Raw genomic sequence first — 19590 nt, forward strand, 5'->3', positions numbered from 1 at the left:
AGGCCCACCCCCCATGGAAATGAACCGTCGGCAGATGCTGGCCCTGGCGGTTGCCGCCGCGGCCGTCCCCGCGCTGTCCGCCTGTGGCGACAGCCGCCAGCAGAAGCAGGCCGCGGCCCCGGTCAAGTCGGGCGCGCAGCTCATCGACCCGAACCGGCCGAGCAGCGACGCCTGGCCGTTCGAGGAGGCCGAGCAGCTCAACAACTCGCTGACTTGGCCGAAGACGGACGTTCCCGACCCGGCGTCCAAGGTGGTGATCACGGTGGCGCTCACCACGGACGCCGTCACCGAAGTGCGCAACGCGCAGTTCGACTTCTTCTTCAAGAAGCGCCACCCGAACATCGAGATCAAGCGCGAGTCGGCGCCGTTCGACCAGTTCCTCACCAAGTACATGGCGCAGGCGGCCGGCGGCACGCTGCCCGACGTGCTCTACAACCACTACTCCTGGACGCAGAACCTCATCGCCAACAAGGTCCTGCATTCGCTGGACGACTACATCGCCAAGACGCCCGAATTCGACATGGACGACATCCCGCAGGCCGGGCTCGGCTACTTCAAGCGGGACGGCGCCCTGTACGGGCTGCCCACCGACATGGCGCCCAAGCTGCTGTTCTACAACAAGGACCTGTTCGACAAGGCCGGGCTGGAGTACCCGGACGAGAGCTGGACGTGGGACAAGCTCTTCGAGACGGCCAAGAAGATGACCAGCGGATCGGGCGTGGAGAAGATCTACGGCGTCTCGCCGATGCCGAAGCCGTCGCCCGACCTGAGCTCCGTGTACCTGATGCCGTTCGGCGGGCGGTTCCTGGACGAGACCGAGTCCAAGGTGCTGATCACCGAGCCGAATGCCAGGGACGTCATGGCCCGCTGGCTGGACCTGCTGCTCAAGGACAAGGCGACGCCGAGCCTGGCCGAGTTGCAGTTGCTGGAGAAGGTCGATCCGTTCAAGTCCGGGCACGCGGCCCTGTTCGTCAACGGCGCGTGGCTCATGCTGGAGCTGTCCAAGCAGAAGGCGTTCAAGTGGGGCGCCACGCAGGTGCCCAAGGGGCCGGAGGGCCGCACCACCCCGGCCGTCGGCAGCGCGCTGGTGATGGCGGAATCGTCGCAGAACAAAGACGCCGCCTGGATCTACATGCACGAGTACCTGTCGGCCTCCGGCTACAAGTTCCGCCGGATCGCCGCGCCGGCCCGCCAGTCCGCGTGGGAGGACAACGCCAAGGCGCTCGGCATCCCGGCGCAGGAGGCGGACCTGGTCAAGAAGATCATGGCCGATTACGCCTCGGACGACGGCGTGCTGCGACTGCCGGCCAACAAGAAGGTCGTGGACACCGCCCTGCCGATCTGGGAGCGGGCGCAGCTCGGCAAGATCGGCGTGGACGACGCGCTGAAGGAGATCGCCGCCAAGGTGACGCCGGTCCTGGCCGAGAACAAGATCGCATGACCGCCGTGAGCGCCGGCGGGTCCCGGCGGGCGAGCACCACGCTGGCCCGCCGGGAGGCCCGGCGCTTCCACCTGTTCGTGTCGCCGTGGCTGGTCGGGTTCATCCTCTTCAGCGCCGGGCCGATCGTCGCGGCGGTGGTGCTCAGCTTCATGAAGTGGAACCTGCTCCAGCCGCCGCAATGGGTGGGCCTGGCCAACTACGAGCGCATGCTCAGCGACCCCGAGTTCTGGGAGTCGATCGAGAACACCGTGCAGTACGGCCTGGGCGCGGTGACGCTCGGCGTGACCTTCACGTTCCTGCTGGCGCTGCTGCTCAACCAGCCGCTGCGCTTCCAGGGCCTGTTCCGCACCGTGATGTACCTGCCGTCGGTGGTGTCGGGCCTGGCCACCGCGCTGCTGTGGCTGAACATCCTGCACCCCGACTACGGGCTGATCAACAAGATGCTCGCCTCGGTCGGCATCGAGGGCCCCGGCTGGCTGGCCTCGCAGGAGTGGGCCATCCCCGGGCTCGTGCTGATGAGCGTGTGGGGCGCGGGCAACACGATCGTCATCTACCTGGCCGGGCTGCAGGGCATCCCGAAGACGCTCTACGAGGCGGCCGAGATCGACGGCGCCGGGTGGTGGCGCAGGTTCTGGAGCGTGACGGTGCCGATGATGTCGCCGGTCATCTTCTTCAACGTGGTGACCGGATTCATCGCCGCGCTGCAGAGCTACGTGCTCATCCTGGTCATGACGGAGGGCGGTCCCGGCAACGCGACGATGGTGCTGGGGCTCTACATCTACCGGCACGCCTTCGTCTACTTCGACATGGGATACGCGGCCACGCTGTCGTGGGCCATGTTCCTGCTGGTCATCGTCGTGACCGCGATCCAGTTCAGCCTGGCCAGGCGCTGGGTGCACTACGAGTTCAAGTGAGGTCGACGATGCTCGTCGAGACCGCGCCCAAGCCCGCGCGTACCAGGCCGGGCACGCCCCTGACCTCGGAGCAGGCCGAGCGCGTCAGGCGGATCAGGCGCAGCGGCGCCTACGTCCTGCTGGCCGTCAGCTCGGCGGTGTTCCTGCTGCCGTTCCTGTGGATGCTGACCACCTCGCTCAAGTCCGACGCCGAGAACCTGGCCTTCCCGCCCCAGTGGCTGCCCGACTCCTTCCACTTCGACAACTACGTCAAGGGCTGGACGGGCTCGCTGCCGTTCACCAGGTTCCTGCTGAACACCATCGTGATCACCGCGCTGTCCATGGCGGGGAACCTCATCTCCTGCGTCCTGCCCGCGTACGCCTTCGCCCGGATGCGGGCGCGGGCGGCGGGGTTCATGTTCGCGGCACTGCTGGCGACCATGATGATCCCGCGGGAGATCACGCTGGTGCCCAAGTTCGTGATCTTCTCCAAGCTCGGGTGGGTGGACACCTATCTGCCGCTGGTCGTGCCGGAGTTCTTCGGCGTGGCGCTCTACATCTTCCTGCTGCGGCAGTTCTTCACCACGATCCCGCAGGAGCTCATCGACGCGGCCCGCATCGACGGGGCCTCGGAGCTGCGCATCCTGTGGAGCGTCATGTTGCCGCTGGCCAAGCCCGCGATCGCGGCGATCTGCCTGTTCTCCTTCGTCGGCAACTGGAACCAGTATCTGGAGAACTCCATCTACCTGCGCTCGATGGAGAAGATCACCCTGGCGCAGGGGCTGGGCATGTTCAACGGCGTCTACGTCACCCAGTACAACCAGATGATGGCCGTCGCGCTCATGTCGATGGTCCCCATCCTTGTCGTGTTCTTCCTGGCTCAAAAGACGTTCATCCGGGGCGTCACGCTCACCGGAATCGCAGGAAGGTAACCCTTGGACCACGTAAAGGACAAACACGAGCCGGAATCCACCGTGGCCGCCGTCGACCGCCTCGACGTCGCCTCCGGCGAAGCGGCCGCCAAGAAGGCGGGTGTCCATGCGTAGGAGCACGCTGGCGGACATGGGAGCCGGGGTGTCGCTGCCCGGCTTCCGGGTGGAGTCGGGCGGGGTATCGACGCTCGTGCCCGGCGAGATGAGCCACGCCAAGGGCCGTCATACGCACCCGGATCCGGAGATCTTCCTCATCCTTTCCGGCACCGGGCACGTACATATCAACGGCGAAATTTCGGAGTTCACCGGAGGTGACGTGCTCATCGTGGAGGCCGGCGAGGACCATCACCTGGAGGCTGTCTCCGAGGTGGTCACCACCTGGCTGCACCTGGTGCCCGCATGACGTCTCCCGTCCCGCTCCCCCTCGTGGGCCTGGGCGGGGGCCCGCTCGGCAACTACCTCCACCCCGTCTCCGACGCCCAGGCCCAGGCGGTGATGGACAAGGCGTGGGAGTCCGGCATCCGCTACTTCGACACCGCCCCCTTCTACGGCCTCGGCCTGTCGGAGCGGCGGATGGGCCGCGCGCTGCGCGAACATCCCCGGGCGGAGTTCGTCCTGTCCACCAAGGTCGGCCGCCTGGTGCGCCCCGGCCCCGGCGACTCCGGCGGCTTCGCCGTGCCCGGCGACCACCACATCGAGTGGGACTTCAGCCGCGACGGGGTGCTGCGCAGCGTCTCGGAGTCCCTGGACCGGCTGGGCCTCGACCACGTGGACATCCTCCTCATCCACGACCCCGACCGCCACTGGCCGCAGGCCCTCGACGAGGCCTACCCGGCGCTGGCGGACCTGCGGGCCCAGGGCGTCGTGCGCGCCATCGGCGTGGGCATGAACCAGTCGCGCATGCTGGTGGACTTCGTCAAGCACACCGACCTGGACCTGCTGCTGGCCGCCAACCAGGTCACGCTCCTCCGCCGCACGGCCTTCGACGAGCTGCTCCCGCTCTGCGTGGACCGCGGCATCCCGGTCATCGCGGCCAGCCTGCTGCACCGCGGCCTGCTGGCCGCCGACCGTCCGCCCCGGGACGCTCCCGCCGAGGTCCACGCCCTCGCCGCCACGTGCGCCCGCCACGGAGTACCCCTGCCGGCCGCGGCCCTGCAGTTCCCCCTGCGGCATCCTGCGGTGAGCACCGTCCTCGTCGGCGCCCATGACCCCGCTCATGTCAACGCCGACCTGCGGGCCCTGCACCACCCCACCACCAGCGCCTTCTGGGACGCACTCGTCACGTGAAGGGGCCGTTTAGCTCTTTCGGACATCCGATCATTGGCCGACAGCGACTCCCCCGGCACTATGCGTCCAGGCGTTCGCGTCACGTGGAAAGGTAGGATGATTAGCGCCTCACTCGCCGCCGGTCGTCCGGTGGACGACGTTCGACGGCGGCCCGTAGCGGAACGCCCGCACCCGGTACGCCGCCCGTCTCTCCTCGGGCAGCGTGACCAGGCCGAAGGCGTTGACGTCGGGATCGAGGGCGGCCACCACCCGGAAGCCGGCCCGGCCCGCCGGCCGGTTCTCCAGGAGGAAGCCGTCCTCGTCGCCGGAGCGGTCGGTCCAGGTGAAGGCGACGCCGTCGGCCTGCGTGACGGTCGCCTTGAGGCCGGCCGGGGCGGCCTGCCCGCTCCCGGTGGGCAGCGTGCCCCGCGGCCCGCCGGCGATCGTGCGTGGCTGCGACCAGCCGGGCTCCGGCTCCTGGTGCGGCCCGCCGCCCAGCCTCACCTCGACCGGCGCGGACGGCCGTCCGTAGTAGGGCCGCAGGCGGTAGTGGAACGTCGTGTGCGGGATGAGGTCGGGATGGGTGAAGGTGGCCTGCTCGGGAGGCAGGAAGGCCAGGATCGTGTACGGGCCGCCGGGCTCGGTGGCGAACTCGAGGACGCGCCCGGCGGCGTCCGGGTCCCGGCCGTCCCAGCGCAGCGCGATGTCGTCCGGCGACACGAGCTCGGCCGACAGCCGAATCGCCGCCTGCTCCCCGGGGGCCGAGACCCGCCCCTGCGGGGATGCCGCAGCCTGCTCCTGCGGCCCCGCCGCCTGCCGCTGCGGAGCCGAGCAGGCCGCGATCAGCAGCAGGAGCGGGAGGACCGCCGCCAGAGCCCGCATCACCCCTACTTCCGCCAGAACTGGATGCCGCTCCACTGGACCGTGGCGGGACCCTGGCCGCTGTTGGTCCGGTAGGCGCCGAACTTGTCGTAGAAGCTGCCGCTCTCGCTGTCCACCGTGTGCTTCAGCGACCCGTTGATGTAGGTGCGATGGGTGCTGCCGACCACGTGGACGGTGTTGACGCGGACCGTGGTGCCGACCGTCGCGCCGGTGGCGATCGTGGTGCCGCCGTGCACGGCGTACAGCCGGCCGCCGCGCTCGACGGCGAGCATGAAGAACGGGCCGGTCGTCTTGAACGTCTGCTTCAGGCTGATGCGGCTGCCCTCCAGGCTGGTGATCCTGAAGTGGCCCTCGAACTGACGGGTGCCGCTGGAGTAGGTGGCGTAGCGCCGCTCGGCCCGCTGGTCGCCGCTGCTCGTGGAGCAGCTCAGCCTGAAGGTCAGGTCGCTGACGTCGCCGCAGCCGCGTTCCTGCACGGTGAACGTCGGCGAGTACGACGTCCACGGGCCGGACTCGACGGGGTCGGCTGAGGCGGGCAGAGCAGGTAAGAGCAGCAGGACCGCCGACGTGCCCGCGAGGAGTAGTCGCATCCGTCCTCCAGATTAGGAAACTTTCCTATTGGAATTCATAGGACCACTTCTCTTCACCATGCGTCAAGAGAGCCAGTGAACCATCCTCTTGACGACACCGCTCACCTGCTGTATTCATCGGATGTCTGAGGAAGTCGTCCTGCTGGCCACCCCCGCCGAGGAAAGCGATCCCATGAGACTTCGAGCCCGCACCGCCTGCGCCGCCCTCGTCCTCGCGGTGATCGCCGGCCTGCTCACCGCCCCCGCCGCCCGCGCCGAGGTCGAGCATCCGCGGCAGCGGTGGTTACGCGACTCCACGGCGGGCCTGTTCCTGCACTGGGGCATGTTCACCGCGCCGCGGCACCTGGACTGCGCGGCCTGGGAGCGTGACGTCACGGAGGGCGGCTGGACCCCGGACTACTGGGTCGACGAGGCCCGCAAGCTGGGCGCCTCGTACATCGTGCTGGCCACCTTCCACAGCAGGCTGGGCTACGCGCGCCCATGGCCGTCCGAGATCCCCGGGAGCTGCGCCACGCGCCGGGACTTCCTCGGCGAGCTGGTGAACGCCGGGAAGGCGAAGGACGTCCGGGTCATCCTCTACATGACCGACGACCCCCAATGGCACAACGAGCAGGGCGTCGAGACACTCGACTCGGCCGCGTACTCCGCGTACAAGGGCCGGCAGGTCGACCTGACGACGCGCGCCGGGTTTGGCATGTACAGCTATGACCTGTTCTTCGAAGTCATGGAGAAATATTCGGATCTGGCCGGGTTCTGGATCGACAACGACAACGAGTACTGGGAGCAGAACCGGCTCTACGAGCAGATCCGGGAGCGGCGTCCGTCCTGGTTGCTGAGCAACAACAACGAGGACACCCCGATCATGGACACGGTCAGCAACGAGCAGAAGACCGGCATGACCCCGCCGTACGACTACCCGCAGGCGGCGTGGACCCCGATGCCGCGCCTGGTGGAGGCCGACTACAAGCTGCCCACCACCGGCGACTGGTGGTACGACGGCGGCAGCCACCCGGTCGACTTCCGGCTCAGCACCGGCCGCTACATCACCAACGCCGGCTCGTCGATGAAGTCGCTGATGGCCGAGACCCCGATGGTGAACGGCCGCTTCCCGCCCCAGCAGGAGGCGTTCAACGACTTCATGTCCACCTGGGTCCCGCCGATCAAGGAGTCGCTGGGCGGCACCGAGGGCGGCGGCTACATGTACGGCGGCATGCAGCCCGGCTTCTGGAACGACGGCGCCCACGGCGTCGTCACCGTCGGGCGCGGCGGCGCGAAGGTCCAGTACGTGCATGTGGTGACCAGGCCCAGCACCGACCTGGTGCGGCTGCGCGACAACGGCTACCGGGTGACCCGGGTGAGCGACCTGCGCACCGGCGAGCGGCTGCGCTTCAGCCAGTCCGGCGGCCACCTGACGATCCTCGGCGTCACCCGATGGGACCCGTACGACACCGTGTTCAAGGTGGAGACGGCCGGGCAGCAGCACTTCTACGACCAGCCGGCCCTCAGGGCCACCGCGTCCTCCTCGCGCGCGGACCACCCCGCGAGCGCCCTGGTGGACGGCAGCCACGAGACGTACTGGGACAGCGACGCCCGGCTCCCCGTGTCGGTGACGCTGGACCTCGGCCGGGCCAGGAAGGCCTCCTACCTGGCGGTCAGCCAGCGCGAATGGTCGCCGACGTACGCGCGGGAGACGTTCGGCCGCCCCGAGGACTCCGCGCGGATCAAGGACTACCGGGTCTACGTGAGCGACGACGGGAAGCGGTGGGGCGAGCCCGTGCGCGCCGGCGCGCTGCGCAGCGCCCGCGGCGCGCAGTTCATCGACCTCGGCGAGCAGCACACCCGGTACGTCAAGCTGGAGGTGCTGGACACCTGGGCCGGCCCGCAGGCGCCGCGCTTCCACCGGCAGCTCCAGATCGACGAGATCCGGGTCGCGCACGGCTACCCGCAGTCGCTCGCCGTTCCCGTGCCGCTGGAGGCCGAGGCGCAGCACCGGTCCGGCACGGCCCGCGTCGAGCCGTGCCCGGCGTGTTCCGGCGCGGCGAAGGCCGGCGGGCTGGGCGGCGGCCCGCGCAACGCGGTCACCTATCGCGAGGCCACGGTGGCCGCGGCGGGCGAGTACCGGCTGCAGCTCGACCACACCGCCGCCGCGGCGACCTCCCTCTCGGTGGGCGTGAACGGCGCCACTCCGGTCGAGGTCCAGGTTCCGGGGGACAACGCGGGCGTGCCCGCCTCCACCTCGCTGCCCGTCTCGCTGCGCGCGGGGGCCAACACGATCACGCTGTTCAGCATGGCCGCCAAGGGGCCCGGCGTCGACCGGATCGCGGTCGCGCCGATGCCGCCCGCGTCGTACGTGCCCAAGACCACCATGACGGTCGACCCCTCCGGCCTGCAGTGGGCAGGCCCCGGGCAGCAGTCGATGAAGGTGTCGGCGAAGCTGCGCCTCGACGCCGACGACGCGCTCGACCGCGTCACGCTCGTCCCGGCCGTGCCCGCGGGCTGGTCGATCGACGGCGCCGCCGCGACGGCGACCACGATGCGGCTCGGGCACACGCTGGCCGGCACGTGGACCCTGACCTCGCCGCCCGGCCAGGACGTGACGCCGGTCGACATCCCGATCACGGCGTCGTTCCAGGTGCTCGGCCGGCCGAACACGGTCACGAGGCAGCTGCGGATCCGGCCCCGCCCGGCCGACCGGGTGTTCGTCCGCGAGGCCGAGGACTCGCGCAACCAGCTCGGCAACGCCGGCATCACGAACTGCTCGCCCTGCTCCGGCGGGCAGAAGGTACGCAACCTCGGCGGCGGCCCGGACGCGTACGTGCTGTTCGAGGACGTCACGGTGGCCGAGGCGCGCGAGTACACGCTGTTCATCGACTTCACCGTCAACGGTGAGCGCTCCTACTCCGTCACCGTCAACGGCGGTACACCGGTCGAGGTGAAGGTGAGCGGCGTGGGCAACAACACGCCGTACACCACGTCCGTTCCCGTCACGCTGCGGGCCGGGGCCAACACCATCAAGATCCACAACGACGCGGCCGCCGCACCCGACCTGGACCGGCTCTCGCTGGGCTGATCCGGGGCCGGCCCGTTCACATGGACCACAGGAAACGCCAGGACCACGTTCCCCTTCCAGCCGGACCCGAGGAGTGATCCCATGCCGAGTCGGCGCACCACCGTGACGACGCTGGCCGTCGTGCTGGCCACGTTCGCATCCGCCGCGCCCGCCGCCCGGGCGAGCGCAGCCGATCCGACCGACGGCTGGCGGCAGGCGAGCTTCACCTACTCCCTCCAGAAGCCCTGGAACCTGTCCCTGAGCCAGCGCTACTCCCACGACCCGGCGACGGGCACGCACCGCCTGTGGGTCTACTCCACCGACGAGCCCATGTCGGAGGGCTCGGCGACCGATCCCCGCACCGAGATGCGCTGGCAGCAGGAGTACAGCTCCGGCCGGCACATGTGGGACGCCGACGTCTACGTCCCGTCGGGCACCGACGGCGCCACGATCATGCAGATCCTCCGGATCAGGCGCCCGTCCGGCACGCCGGCGACCGACTTCATGGTCAACGCCTACAACCAGAACGGCGGCACGATCAGGCACTACACCGGCACGGTACTCAAGACCGGCGCGTACAACACGTGGTGGAACCTCAAGGTCGCGCACGACGCCGGATCCGGCAAGATCGACGTGTACGTCGACGACCGCCACGTGCTGACGGTCGCCGACCGCGGCCCCGCCACGCGCCACTTCAAGAACGGCGTCTACCACCACGGCGCCAGCCGGGCCGAGGCCCGGTTCCGCGACCTCCGCTACTGGGTCAGATAGGCTCCCGCCGGGTCCGGGGCGGTGCTCACCGTTAGGGGGCAGGGCTGCCGGGTAGCCGCTCTGCTCGAGGGGTGAGCACGAGGGGGTATCGCCATGCGCGCGAGGACTTTTGCCAGGACCACTGAGGAGCCGCGGCCGTTCCCGCCGAGGAGCGTCGTCGCGGCCGGGCTGGGCTTCTGCGCCGGGGCCGCGGTCGCGTACCTGTTCGATCCGGTGCGAGGGCGGGCCCGCCGGGCCCGGGGCCGGGACAAGGCCGCGCACGCGACGCACGAGCTGCGCGACGGCCTGGGCGTGCTGAGCCGGGACATGACCAACCGGAGCCGGGGCTCGGCCGCGGCCATGAGGTACCGCGTGGCCGGCCGGTGGGTCGACGACCGGGTGCTGTACGAGCGCGTACGGGCGGAGCTGGGCCGCCACGTCAGCCGCCCGCACGCGGTGGAGGTCCACGTCCAGGACCGCGTCGTGACGCTGTCCGGCGACGTGCTGGCCGACGAGAACGAGCGGGCCCAGCGGGCGGTCCGGCGCGTCCCCGGCGTCAAACGGGTCGAGGCGAACTGGGCCGCCCACCGCGACGCCGCGGAGACGTTTCGGTTGCAGGGCGTGAGCCGGCGCCGCGAGCCGGTGCCCGAGCTGCTGCAGCAGCAGTGGTCGCCGACCGCCAGGTTCCTGGCCGGCACGGCCGCCGCCGGCATGTGGGCGCTGTCGCGCGGGCTGCCCCGGCCGTTGGCGTGGGCGCTGCGCGGCGCGGGTGCGGTGCTGGCCGCCCGGGTGGCGACGAATCTCCCGATGCGCCGCCTGACCGGGGTCAACGCCGGCCGGCGCGCGGTCGACATCACCGACGCCGTCTCGATCGACGCGCCCGCCTCGGACGTCTGGGCGCTGGTGAGCGACTATTCGATCTTCCCCCGGTTCATGCCGGACGTGCGGGAGGTGCGCCGCTCCGCCGACGGCCGGACGTCCCACTGGGTGATCAGCGGGCCGGCCGGGACGGCGATCCGGTTCGACGCCACCGAGACCAGGCGCGAGGAGGCCCAGGAGATCGCGTGGAAGTCCGCCGAGGGCGAGCTCATCGCCCACACCGGCGCGCTGCGCCTGGCGGAGCAGGCCGACGGCAGGACCCGGGTCCAGGTGCACCTCACCTACAACCCGGTGGCGGGCGCGGCCGGCCACGCCGTGGCCCGGCTGCTCGGCGCGGACCCGGCGCACCGGCTGCGGGAGGACCTGATGCGGCTGAAGTCGTACGTGGAGATGCAGCGGGTCGGCGTGCGAGGCGCGTGAGCGGAAGGGCGAGGTGGCCCCGATGGTCCACTTGGTCGAGGAGGAGCCGTACCGGTGGCGGATCGAGCCGGAGGGCGCGATGCGCGTGCCCGGCGTGGTGTTCGCCACCCGGGACCTGCTGCCGGACCTGTCGGAGGATCAGGCGCTCGGTCAGGTGGCGGCGGTGGCCACGCTGCCCGGCATCGTCGAGGCCGCCTACGCGATGCCCGACATGCACTGGGGGTACGGGTTCCCGATCGGCGGGGTCGCGGCGACCGACGTCGACGACGGCGGCGTGGTCTCGCCCGGCGGCGTCGGGTTCGACATCTCCTGCGGCGTCCGGCTGCTCCTCGCCGACCTGCACGTCGACCGGCTCCGGCCGCGCCTGAGCCCGCTGATGGACGCCCTGGACGCGGCGATCCCGCGCGGCATGAGCAAGGGGGCGGTGTGGACGCTGCGCAACCGGGACGAGCTCGAGGGGATCCTGGCGGGCGGCGCCCGGTACGCCGTCGAGCAGGGTCACGGCGAGCCCGGCGACCTGGACCGTTGCGAGGACCGCGGCGCCGTCGCCGACGCCGACCCGGCCGCGATCGGCGCCCGGGCGCGCGAGCGCGGTGCGCGGCAGGTCGGCAGCCTCGGCTCGGGCAACCACTTCCTGGAGGTCGAGGCGGTCGCCGAGATCTACGACGAGGCGATCGCGCAGGCGTACGGTCTGTGGCCGGGGCGCGTGTGCGTGATGATCCACACCGGGTCGCGCGGGCTGGGTCACCAGATCTGCACCGACGCCGTGCGGACCATGCAGGCGGCGATGACCAGGTACGGCATCAGCGTGCCGGACAAGCAGCTGGCCTGCGCGCCGGTCACCTCTCCCGAGGGCCGGGCGTACCTGGCGGCGATGGCCGCCGCCGCCAACTACGGCCGCGCCAACCGGCAGCTGCTCGGCCAGGCCGCCCGCCGCGCCTTCGACCGCGCCATCGGCCACGGCGAGCTGAGCCTGCTGTACGACGTGTCGCACAACCTCGCCAAGCTGGAAACCCATCAGGTGGGCGGCCGGGCCCGCCGCCTGTGCGTGCACCGCAAGGGCGCGACCCTGGCGCTGCCGCCGGGCCACGAGGATCTGCCGCCCGACCTGCGCCCGCTGGGGCAGCCGGTGCTGGTGCCCGGGTCGATGGGGGTGGGCTCGTATGTGCTGGCCGGCGTGCCGGACGCTCCCGCCTTCGCCTCGGCCTGCCATGGGGCCGGTCGCCGGTTGAGCCGCCACCAGGCGCTCAAGACCACCAAGGCCGCCGAGTTGCGGGCGGAGCTGGCGCACGCGGGGATCGCCGTGCGCGGCGCTTCCGCCCGCGGCCTGGCCGAGGAGACGCCCGAGGCGTACAAGGATCTGGACGCGGTGGTCGAGGCCTGCGTGCTGGCGGGCCTGGCCCGCAAGGTGGCCAAGCTCGCGCCCGTGGGCGTGGTGAAAGGCTAGACGTCCACCACGACGTGCGCCCACCACACCCCGCCCGCCCGGCCGAACCGCAGGTTGTGCTGGGCCACCGCCTTGGGCATCGCGCCGATCTGCTCGACCGTCTCCACCGGGACGGTGGCCAGGCGCACCTCCACCCGCTCCACCGGGAATTCGGTCGGCTCGTCGGTCGACACGTCCACGGCCAGCCGGCCGGACACCTCGATCTGGTAGATCACCTCCTGCAGCACCGCGGCGAGCACCTCTTCGTCGCTCTCCTCGGTCACCACGAACGTCACGCTGTCGTCCGGCCGCGCCCGCCCGATGTCGGCGAAGCTCTCCACCAGGCCTCGCACCGCCTCGGCCAGGCAGCCCTCCCGGCTGTCCGCCCACGCCTCCACTGCGATGTCGGCGGTGTGCGGCACCGCCCGATGGCCTCTGCTCATACCGTTCCCTCCACTGTCCAGGTCACGTCCTCGCGCGCCACCAGCGCGTCCTCCGTCTCGGGCAGGGGCATGGCCAGGGGCATCGGGTACGTGGTCCGCATCCGCGTCAGGTCCCGGTGCGTGCGGGCGAAGACGGCGAAGTCCCGGGGGAACGCGCGCGGGTCGACCCCGGCGAAGACCCCGATCTTCCCCGCCCTGCCCAGCGCCTCCCGCCACGCGTCGATCGGGGCGATCCCCGGCGACTCCACGCCGTGCGAGAAGAGCGTCAGGCGGATCTCGTCGAACGGCTCCGACCGGTCGAGGTAGGACAGCAGCGCCTGGCGCGAGCGCTCACCGTTGAACACCATCCAGAACGGCACCGACCCCGTGCGCAGCGTCCACCACGGCTCCAGCAGCACGAACGATTCGGCCAGCAGCCGGTCTCCGGGGAGGCCGCGCTTGTCGTACCAGGAGCGGTAGAGGTCGGCGACCGCCGGGCTGAGGGCCTCCGGGTCGGCGAAGCTGAGCTGGGCCGTCCGGGGGGCGGCCTCCCGCAGGTCGTCCAGCAGCTCCGGCTCGAACCCCCATTCCGCCTCCGGGCCGTCGCCGTCCGGCTCGGGGGCGTCCCAGTGGCGGTACGGAGAGCCGTGGCGGGCCAGGTAGCGGGCGATCTCGGGGGTTCCCGTGCGGTATTCCCCGGGGGTGAGGCCCCCGAGCGCGCCGTGCTGGAAGACGTACCGCTCGCCGATGCGGGTCGTGGGCCAGCGCAGGCCGCAGTCGGAGATGACGAGCGTGCCGCCGGGCGCCAGGCAGTCCTGGAGGAAGTCCCGGTAGGCGCGCGGCAGACGCCGCCACTTGATCCGGAAGTAGGACATTCCCCCGATCATCAGGCGGTCCTGGTTCGCGTCGTGCATGTGGTGCAGGACCAAGTCGGGGTTGGCGGCGAGCATGGCCTCGCCGGCCGGGCGGACGAGGCGCAGGCTGTCACGGGGCGCGTCGGGGTGGCCGCCGCGCTGGCGTACCGGGAGGAGGAGGGTCTGCGGCAGCCACGGCGCGCCGAGGGCCGCGGCCAGGTGGACGAGCGCCCCCGAGGCCGAGCCGGCGAACACCACCGGGTAGCGGCGACGGGGGTAGTGGCCGACGATCCACTCCGCGAGCGGGTCGGAGCGCAGCTCGGCCAGCTTCGCGGGCGCGCTCGCCTCGGTCCACCCGGCCATCGCGTACGCCCGCTCGGCCAGGCCGCGGGGCAGCCGGTTCGCCGCCCCCAGGGCTCCGGACACGAGCGGCTCGACGGCGCCGGGCAGCTGCCCGAGCATGGGGACGTCGCGTCCGCGCAGGTAGCGGGAGAGCGCGCGGAGCATGCCGGTGGCCGAGTCGAAGGAGGCGGCGTACTTGTGCATCGGTTTACGCATCGGCGGCGAACTCCCTGATGATCGGCATCAGCGCCTCCGGTCCGCGGAACGGGATCATGTGCGGCATCCCCGGCACGATGACCAGCCTGGCCGACGGCGTCAGGCGGGTGACCTCCTCGGCCCACTCCTGCGAGACCATCCTGTCGAACTCTCCCCTCACGACCAGTGTCGGCACGCTGACGTGCGGCAGTTTGTCCTCCACCCGGTCCCGCATCGCCGCGCGGAAACTGGCCAGGACCTGCCGCAGCCCCGCATCCCGGTAGTCGGCGACGTTGAGCGGCGCCATACGGGGGTCCTCCCGCACGGAGTTGCGCAGCCACCCGGCGAGGAGCCGCGGCCAGGACCTCGCCATCGGATCGACCGTCGGCCCGATCAGGACGAGCGACCCCACCCGTTCGGGGTATCGCACCGCCACGTCGACGGCGAGCTGGCAGCCGAACGAGCAGCCCGCCAGGCAGGCGGGCGGCAGTTCCTCGGCCGCCAGCCAGCCGGCCAGTGCGTCGGCGAGCGCGGGCAAGCCCATCGGATGGGGCGGTTTCGTGCTCCGCCCGAATCCCGGCAGGTCCACGGTCCACGCCGGCACGTGCTCCCCCAGCGCCGCGACCAGCGGCCGCAGCTCCCTGCTCGAGATGCCCGCGCCGTGCACGCAGACCACGGGCGGCGCGCCGTCGTCCACCTCCGGCAGGCGCCGCCACGCGGTCACCGACCAGTCGCCGACCTTGACCGTCCGCCGTTCGAGCTCTGCGTCGCGTTCAATCCCTGTGCGCTTCATCATCCGTTCACTCCTATGGGTGCACAACCACAGGTGCCCGTACGAACGCCGCGAAACCCAAGCGCCGTGCGCGTGTCGTTCCGCAGAGGAGTGATCGGTGTTTTTTGCCGGGATGTGCACGTGTTTTTGCCCGGCCATCATCCGCCGGGGTCCGATGGGTGCGATCGAGGGCGCTAGATGGTGAGGATCAAAACGGACCGGACATAACCTGGTTTTGTGGTGACTCGACATGAGCGTCATGGTGACCCGGGCGCCTGAGTCGTTGGAGAAATCATGACCATGGCCGCGCCGAACGTTTCGAGCGTCGGCGGCCTGCCCGCGGAGCTGAACACCTTCGTGGGCCGGCGGCATGAGATAGCCGAGGTCAAACGGCTGCTTTCCGAGGCCAGGCTGGTGACACTGGTCGGCGTGGGGGGCGTCGGCAAGTCGAGGCTGTCCCTGCGCGTCGGCTTCGATTTGCGGCGGACCTTCCACGACGGCGTGTGGCTGGTCGAGCTCGCCGCGCTGGAGAGCCCGGAGCTGCTCGTCCAGACGGTGACCGAAACCCTGGAGATCCACGACCGTTCCCTGCGGCCGCCGATCGACGTGCTCGTCGACCACCTGCGGGACAAGCAGATCCTCGTGATCCTGGACAACTGCGAGCACCTGCTGGAGGACTGCGCCGTCATGGCGGACACGCTGATCCGCTCCGCGCCCGGCCTGCGGATCCTGGCCACCAGCCGGCAGGCGCTCGGCGTCGGGGGCGAGCGGATGATGGCCCTGCCGCCGCTGTCGGTGCCGGACACGGACGGTGTGCGGCCGTCCGCGGAGTCGCTGCGGCATTCCGACGCGGTGCGGCTGTTCGCCGAGCGGGCGCAGGCCATCCTCCCGGGCTTCGAGATCACCGAGGCCAACCGAGAGAGCGTGGCGCGGATCTGCCGGCGGCTGGACGGCATCCCGCTGGCGATCGAGCTGGCGGCGGTCCGGCTGCGGGCGTTGTCCGTGGAGCAGTTGCTCGCCCGGCTGGACGACCGGTTCCGGCTGCTCACGTCGGGTGTGCGTACCGCCATGCCGCGCCAGCAGACGCTGCGCGCGCTGATCGACTGGAGCTACGCCCTGTGCACCGAGCAGGAGAAGCTGCTCTGGAGCCGGCTCTCCGTGTTCTCAGGCGGCCTGGACCTGGAGGCGGCCGAGCAGGTCTGCTCCGGGAACGGCATCGCCCCCGAGGAGATCTTCGACCTGGTGAACGGCCTGGTCGAGAAGTCCGTGCTGGCGCGCGAGGAGCACCCGTCGATGATGCGGTACCGGCTGCTGGAGACCATCCGCCAGTACGGCCGCGAACGGCTGCGGGAGTCGGGCGAGGAGGCGGAGCTGAAGGCCCGGCATCGCGACTGGTACCGGGACCTCACGACCCGCGCCCAGCACGGCTGGTACGGCCCCGATCAAGTGACCTGGTTCACGCGCCTGCGCGCCGAGCACGGCAACCTCCGCACCGCCCTGGACTACTGCCTCTCGACGCCGGGCGAGGCGGAGGCCGGCCTGGCCATCGCCACGGCGCTGCGGTTCTACTGGATCGCGGCAGGCGCCCTGCGCGAGGGACGCGGCTGGCTCGACCGCCTGCTCACCACCGGCGTGGAGCCGACCCTCGCCCGCGCCAGGGCCCTGTGCGTCAACGCCCGCCTGGCGGTCCTGCAGAGCGACTTCGAGGTGGCGGAGGCGATGCTGGACGGGTGCGTCGACCTGGGCCGCGGGCTCGACGACGCGTCGGTCCTGGCGGGAGCCGCGTACGTCTCCGGCCTCACGGCGCTGATCAAGCGGGACCCGGCCGGCGCGGTGGACCTGCTCTCCCAGGCGGTCGACGGCAACCGCGCGGCCGGCGACGAGATGGGCGTCGTGAACTCGATGATGTACCTCGCCACCGCGCACACCCTGCTCGGCCGCTCCGACCAGGCCGTCGCGCTGTTCAAGGAGTGCCTGGCGATCTGCGAGGCCCGCCACGAGCACTGGTTCAGGTCGTACACGCTGTGGGTGTTCGGGATCGAGATGTGGAAGCAGGGCGACACGGCGCGGGGCGTCGAGATGGAGCGCGAGGCCATCCGGCTCAAGCAGCCCTTCGACGACCGGCTGGGCATCGCGCTGTGTGTGGAGGCGCTGGCCTGGATGGCCGCCGACGACCAGGCCGAGCGCGCCGCGGTGCTGCTCGGGGCCTCGCAGCAGAACTGGCAGTCGTTCGGCGGTCCCATGTTCGGCTACCTGGCCGGCTTCCACGACACCGCCGAGACGATGGCGCGGGAAAGCCTCGGCGGCAGCGCGTTCGACGCCGCCTTCCACAAGGGCACCGAGCTGAACTGCGCCGAGGCGGTCGCGTACGCGATGGGCGAGAGCGCGCCGGCGGGCAGGAAGACGCGCGAGCCCTCGCCGCTCACCCCGAGGGAGATGGAGATCGCCCGGCTCGTCTCCAAGGGCATGAGCAACAAGGCCATCGCGGCCTCGCTGGTGATCGCCCAGCGCACCGCCGAGGCACACGTCGAGCACATCCTGTGCAAGCTCGGGTTCAATTCGCGGGCCCAGATCGCCGCCTGGGTCGGCGAGCAGGCCCCATCGCCTCCCGGGAGCTCCTCATGACCTCCAGCGTCGGCCTGTTGACCGACAAGTCCAGCTTCGTCGGGCGCAAACTCGAGCTGTCCATGGCCCGGAGGATGCTGTCCACCAGCCGGCTGCTCACCTTGACCGGCCCGGGCGGCGTCGGCAAGACCCGGCTGGCGCTCAGGGTCGCGGAGAACCTCCAGGGGGCGTACCCGGACGGCGTGGAGGTCATCGAGCTGGCCACGCTGGAGACCGCCGACCTGCTGGTGCCGGCGGTCGCCGCGGCGCTGGGGCTGCGCGAGGCGGGCCCCGACCCCATGAAGGTGCTGGTGGACTACCTGTCGGGCCGGCGGATGCTGCTGGTCCTGGACAACTGCGAGCACCTGCGCGAGGGCTGCGCCCGGCTCGCGGACCGGCTGCTGCGGACCTCGCCCCGGCTGCGGATCCTGGCGACCAGCAGGCACACGCTCGGTGTGTACGGCGAGCAGGTGCTGGCGGTCCCGGCGCTGTCCGTGCCGGACCCGGACCGCCCCCTCAAGGAGATCGCCCGCCACGACGCCGTCCGCCTGTTCGTGGAGCGCGCGGCGCACCTCGTGCCCGGCTTCTCGCTGAACGCGGGCAACATGGCGCTGGTGGCGCGGCTGGCCCGGCGTCTGGAGGGCATCCCGCTGGCGATCGAGCTGGCCGTGGCGCGGCTGCGCGCCTCGTCACTCGAGGGCCTGGCGCGCGAGCTGGACGAGCGGTTCGACGTGCCGGCGGCAGACACCCCCGGCACGCTGCCGCGCCATCGGACGCTGCGCGCGACCATGGACTGGAGCTTCCGCCTGTGCTCGGCGGAGGAGCGGCGGCTGTGGACGCGGCTGTCCATGTTCCCCGGCGGGGTCGACATCGAGACCGCCGAGGCGGTGTGCTGCGGTGAGGGCATCGACGATCTCGACGTGCTCGATCTGCTGGACGGGCTGGTGGACAAGTCGATCCTGGTCGGCGAGCGGGGGGAGGCCGGGGTCAGGTATCGCATGCTGGAGTGCCTGCGCGCGTACGGCTGGGAGCAGCTGACGCCCTCCGACCGGCGGCTGCTGCGCCCCCGCTACGTCCGCCACTACCGGGACCTGGTGGACAGGCACCGGATCGACCGGATGGTCTCGGACCAGCTCGAACGGTACCGGCTCATGCGGACCGAGCTCCCCAACGTGCGGGCCGCGCTCGAATCGTGCCTGACCGACCCGCCGCTGGCGTCCGCGGGGCTGGCCACCGCTTCGGCGATGTGGTGCTTCTGGCTCCTCGTCGGCTCGCTCGCCGAGGGCCGGTACTGGCTGGAACGCGGCCTGGAACGGGTGCCGGAGTCCGGCCCCGCTCGGGCGACGGCGCTCTGGGTGGACAGCATGCTCGCCCTGCGCCAAGGAGACGTCTCGGCGGCGCTGCCGCGGCTGGAGGAGTGCCAGGCCATCGTCCGCCGGCCCGGGTACGAGCGCATCCTGCCGTACGCGATCCGGACCTCGGGCGTCGCCGCGTTCTCCACCGGCGACCCCCGGCGCGGTCTCGCGCTGCTGCGGGAGTCCCTCGCCCTCCACCGCGCCATGGACGACCTGGACGGCGTCATGTTCAACCTCTACTTCGCCGCCACGTACGGCTCGGTCGAGAACCCCGGCCAGGCCGCCGAGTTCGCCGAGGAGGTGCTGGCCCTGTGCGAGCGGCAGCACGCCGTGGTATCCCGCGCGTACGCGCAGCTGGCGCTCGGTGTCGCCCGGTGGAACATGGGCGACTGGCCGCGCACGGAGGCGCTGGTGACGGCGGCCGCCGATTTCACCAGGAAAATCGACGACCGGTGGTGCCTCACCCAGTGCATGGAGGTGCTGGCGTGGGTGGCGGGGGCGCGGGGGGACCACGAAGG

At 71.3% G+C, this 19590-nt stretch carries 16 protein-coding genes; 11 read left to right on the forward strand and 5 right to left on the reverse strand.

Features of this window, described 5'->3' with window-relative positions; all coding sequences use genetic code 11:
- The first annotated feature begins 13 nt into the window (after positions 1–13).
- The 5 genes from EJK15_RS32865 (at position 14) to EJK15_RS32885 (ending at position 4553) form a co-directional block, all read left to right on the forward strand.
- The gene (locus EJK15_RS32865; protein ID WP_138714372.1) at positions 14–1441 is read left to right on the forward strand and encodes an ABC transporter substrate-binding protein; all 1428 of its coding nucleotides are present in this window, start codon (positions 14–16) and stop codon (positions 1439–1441) included.
- Positions 1438–2355 carry a carbohydrate ABC transporter permease gene (locus EJK15_RS32870; protein WP_138714373.1) on the forward strand — a complete coding sequence of 306 codons (918 nt, stop codon included), beginning with the start codon at positions 1438–1440 and terminating at the stop codon, positions 2353–2355. The genes EJK15_RS32865 and EJK15_RS32870 overlap by 4 nt, the downstream gene beginning before the upstream one ends.
- An 8-nt stretch (positions 2356–2363) precedes the next feature.
- Positions 2364–3266 carry a carbohydrate ABC transporter permease gene (locus EJK15_RS32875; protein WP_138714374.1) on the forward strand — a complete coding sequence of 301 codons (903 nt, stop codon included), beginning with the start codon at positions 2364–2366 and terminating at the stop codon, positions 3264–3266.
- Between the two features lie 106 nt (positions 3267–3372).
- Entirely contained in the window at positions 3373–3669 is a 297-nt protein-coding gene (locus EJK15_RS32880) for a cupin domain-containing protein (RefSeq protein ID WP_138714375.1), read from the forward strand.
- Positions 3666–4553, forward strand: coding sequence for an aldo/keto reductase (locus EJK15_RS32885; protein ID WP_138714376.1), 888 nt, complete (start codon positions 3666–3668; stop codon positions 4551–4553). The genes EJK15_RS32880 and EJK15_RS32885 overlap by 4 nt, the downstream gene beginning before the upstream one ends.
- A gap of 108 nt (positions 4554–4661) precedes the next feature.
- Here the strand turns inward: EJK15_RS32885 and EJK15_RS32890 are convergent, their stop codons facing one another.
- Together EJK15_RS32890 and EJK15_RS32895 are read right to left on the reverse strand one after the other, a co-directional pair.
- Positions 4662–5414: a fibronectin type III domain-containing protein gene (locus EJK15_RS32890; protein WP_138714377.1), complete on the reverse strand. Its 753-nt coding sequence runs from the start codon at positions 5412–5414 to the stop codon at positions 4662–4664.
- Positions 5415–5419: 5 nt separating this feature from the next.
- On the reverse strand, positions 5420–6004 hold the full coding sequence (locus EJK15_RS32895) for a hypothetical protein (protein WP_138714378.1): 585 nt from the start codon (positions 6002–6004) through the stop codon (positions 5420–5422).
- A 121-nt stretch (positions 6005–6125) separates the two neighbouring features.
- Between EJK15_RS32895 and EJK15_RS32900 the strand changes: the two genes are divergently transcribed.
- The 4 genes from EJK15_RS32900 to EJK15_RS32915 all read left to right on the forward strand — a co-directional run bounded on the left by EJK15_RS32900 (position 6126) and on the right by EJK15_RS32915 (position 12549).
- The gene (locus tag EJK15_RS32900; protein ID WP_206061235.1) at positions 6126–9074 is read left to right on the forward strand and encodes a discoidin domain-containing protein; all 2949 of its coding nucleotides are present in this window, start codon (positions 6126–6128) and stop codon (positions 9072–9074) included.
- An 81-nt stretch (positions 9075–9155) separates the two neighbouring features.
- On the forward strand, positions 9156–9824 hold the full coding sequence (locus EJK15_RS32905) for a polysaccharide lyase family 7 protein (protein WP_206061236.1): 669 nt from the start codon (positions 9156–9158) through the stop codon (positions 9822–9824).
- Positions 9825–9917: 93 nt separating this feature from the next.
- Entirely contained in the window at positions 9918–11102 is a 1185-nt protein-coding gene (locus EJK15_RS32910) for an SRPBCC family protein (RefSeq protein WP_138714379.1), read from the forward strand.
- A 22-nt stretch (positions 11103–11124) separates the two neighbouring features.
- Positions 11125–12549 carry an RtcB family protein gene (locus EJK15_RS32915; protein ID WP_138714380.1) on the forward strand — a complete coding sequence of 475 codons (1425 nt, stop codon included), beginning with the start codon at positions 11125–11127 and terminating at the stop codon, positions 12547–12549.
- Here the strand turns inward: EJK15_RS32915 and EJK15_RS32920 are convergent.
- From EJK15_RS32920 to EJK15_RS32930, 3 genes are read right to left on the reverse strand one after another with little or no spacing between them, the layout of a single operon-like run.
- Complete coding sequence (locus EJK15_RS32920; protein WP_138714381.1) at positions 12546–12971, reverse strand: archease; 426 nt, start codon at positions 12969–12971, stop codon at positions 12546–12548. The genes EJK15_RS32915 and EJK15_RS32920 overlap by 4 nt on opposite strands.
- A complete protein-coding gene (locus EJK15_RS32925; protein WP_138714382.1) occupies positions 12968–14362 on the reverse strand; it encodes a hypothetical protein in 1395 nt (464 codons plus the stop codon). The genes EJK15_RS32920 and EJK15_RS32925 overlap by 4 nt, the downstream gene beginning before the upstream one ends.
- Complete coding sequence (locus EJK15_RS32930) at positions 14355–15137, reverse strand: alpha/beta fold hydrolase (protein ID WP_171074663.1); 783 nt, start codon at positions 15135–15137, stop codon at positions 14355–14357. The genes EJK15_RS32925 and EJK15_RS32930 overlap by 8 nt, the downstream gene beginning before the upstream one ends.
- Positions 15138–15407: 270 nt before the next feature.
- Here EJK15_RS32930 and EJK15_RS32935 point away from each other — a divergent pair, with 270 nt between their 5' ends.
- Entirely contained in the window at positions 15408–17738 is a 2331-nt protein-coding gene (locus EJK15_RS32935; RefSeq protein ID WP_138714384.1) for a helix-turn-helix transcriptional regulator, read from the forward strand.
- Positions 17735–19590, forward strand: a 1856-nt coding sequence (locus EJK15_RS32940) for an ATP-binding protein (protein ID WP_138714385.1), incomplete at its 3' end; no start/stop codon positions are given. The genes EJK15_RS32935 and EJK15_RS32940, both read left to right, overlap by 4 nt.

The organism is Nonomuraea basaltis, from assembly GCF_005893125.1.
GTDB lineage: Bacteria > Actinomycetota > Actinomycetes > Streptosporangiales > Streptosporangiaceae > Nonomuraea > Nonomuraea basaltis.

Excerpts from the sequence above, each read along its gene's own strand:
- EJK15_RS32865 (WP_138714372.1), top strand. The coding sequence starts at position 14 with ATGGAAATGAACCGTCGGCAGATGCTGGCCCTGGCGGTTGCCGCCGCG.
- EJK15_RS32870 (WP_138714373.1), top strand. The coding sequence starts at position 1,438 with ATGACCGCCGTGAGCGCCGGCGGGTCCCGGCGGGCGAGCACCACGCTG.
- EJK15_RS32875 (WP_138714374.1), top strand. The coding sequence starts at position 2,364 with ATGCTCGTCGAGACCGCGCCCAAGCCCGCGCGTACCAGGCCGGGCACG.
- EJK15_RS32880 (WP_138714375.1), top strand. The coding sequence starts at position 3,373 with ATGCGTAGGAGCACGCTGGCGGACATGGGAGCCGGGGTGTCGCTGCCC.
- EJK15_RS32885 (WP_138714376.1), top strand. The coding sequence starts at position 3,666 with ATGACGTCTCCCGTCCCGCTCCCCCTCGTGGGCCTGGGCGGGGGCCCG.
- EJK15_RS32890 (WP_138714377.1), bottom strand. The coding sequence starts at position 5,414 with ATGCGGGCTCTGGCGGCGGTCCTCCCGCTCCTGCTGCTGATCGCGGCC.
- EJK15_RS32895 (WP_138714378.1), bottom strand. The coding sequence starts at position 6,004 with ATGCGACTACTCCTCGCGGGCACGTCGGCGGTCCTGCTGCTCTTACCT.
- EJK15_RS32900 (WP_206061235.1), top strand. The coding sequence starts at position 6,126 with ATGTCTGAGGAAGTCGTCCTGCTGGCCACCCCCGCCGAGGAAAGCGAT.
- EJK15_RS32905 (WP_206061236.1), top strand. The coding sequence starts at position 9,156 with ATGCCGAGTCGGCGCACCACCGTGACGACGCTGGCCGTCGTGCTGGCC.
- EJK15_RS32910 (WP_138714379.1), top strand. The coding sequence starts at position 9,918 with ATGCGCGCGAGGACTTTTGCCAGGACCACTGAGGAGCCGCGGCCGTTC.
- EJK15_RS32915 (WP_138714380.1), top strand. The coding sequence starts at position 11,125 with ATGGTCCACTTGGTCGAGGAGGAGCCGTACCGGTGGCGGATCGAGCCG.
- EJK15_RS32920 (WP_138714381.1), bottom strand. The coding sequence starts at position 12,971 with ATGAGCAGAGGCCATCGGGCGGTGCCGCACACCGCCGACATCGCAGTG.
- EJK15_RS32925 (WP_138714382.1), bottom strand. The coding sequence starts at position 14,362 with ATGCGTAAACCGATGCACAAGTACGCCGCCTCCTTCGACTCGGCCACC.
- EJK15_RS32930 (WP_171074663.1), bottom strand. The coding sequence starts at position 15,137 with ATGATGAAGCGCACAGGGATTGAACGCGACGCAGAGCTCGAACGGCGG.
- EJK15_RS32935 (WP_138714384.1), top strand. The coding sequence starts at position 15,408 with ATGACCATGGCCGCGCCGAACGTTTCGAGCGTCGGCGGCCTGCCCGCG.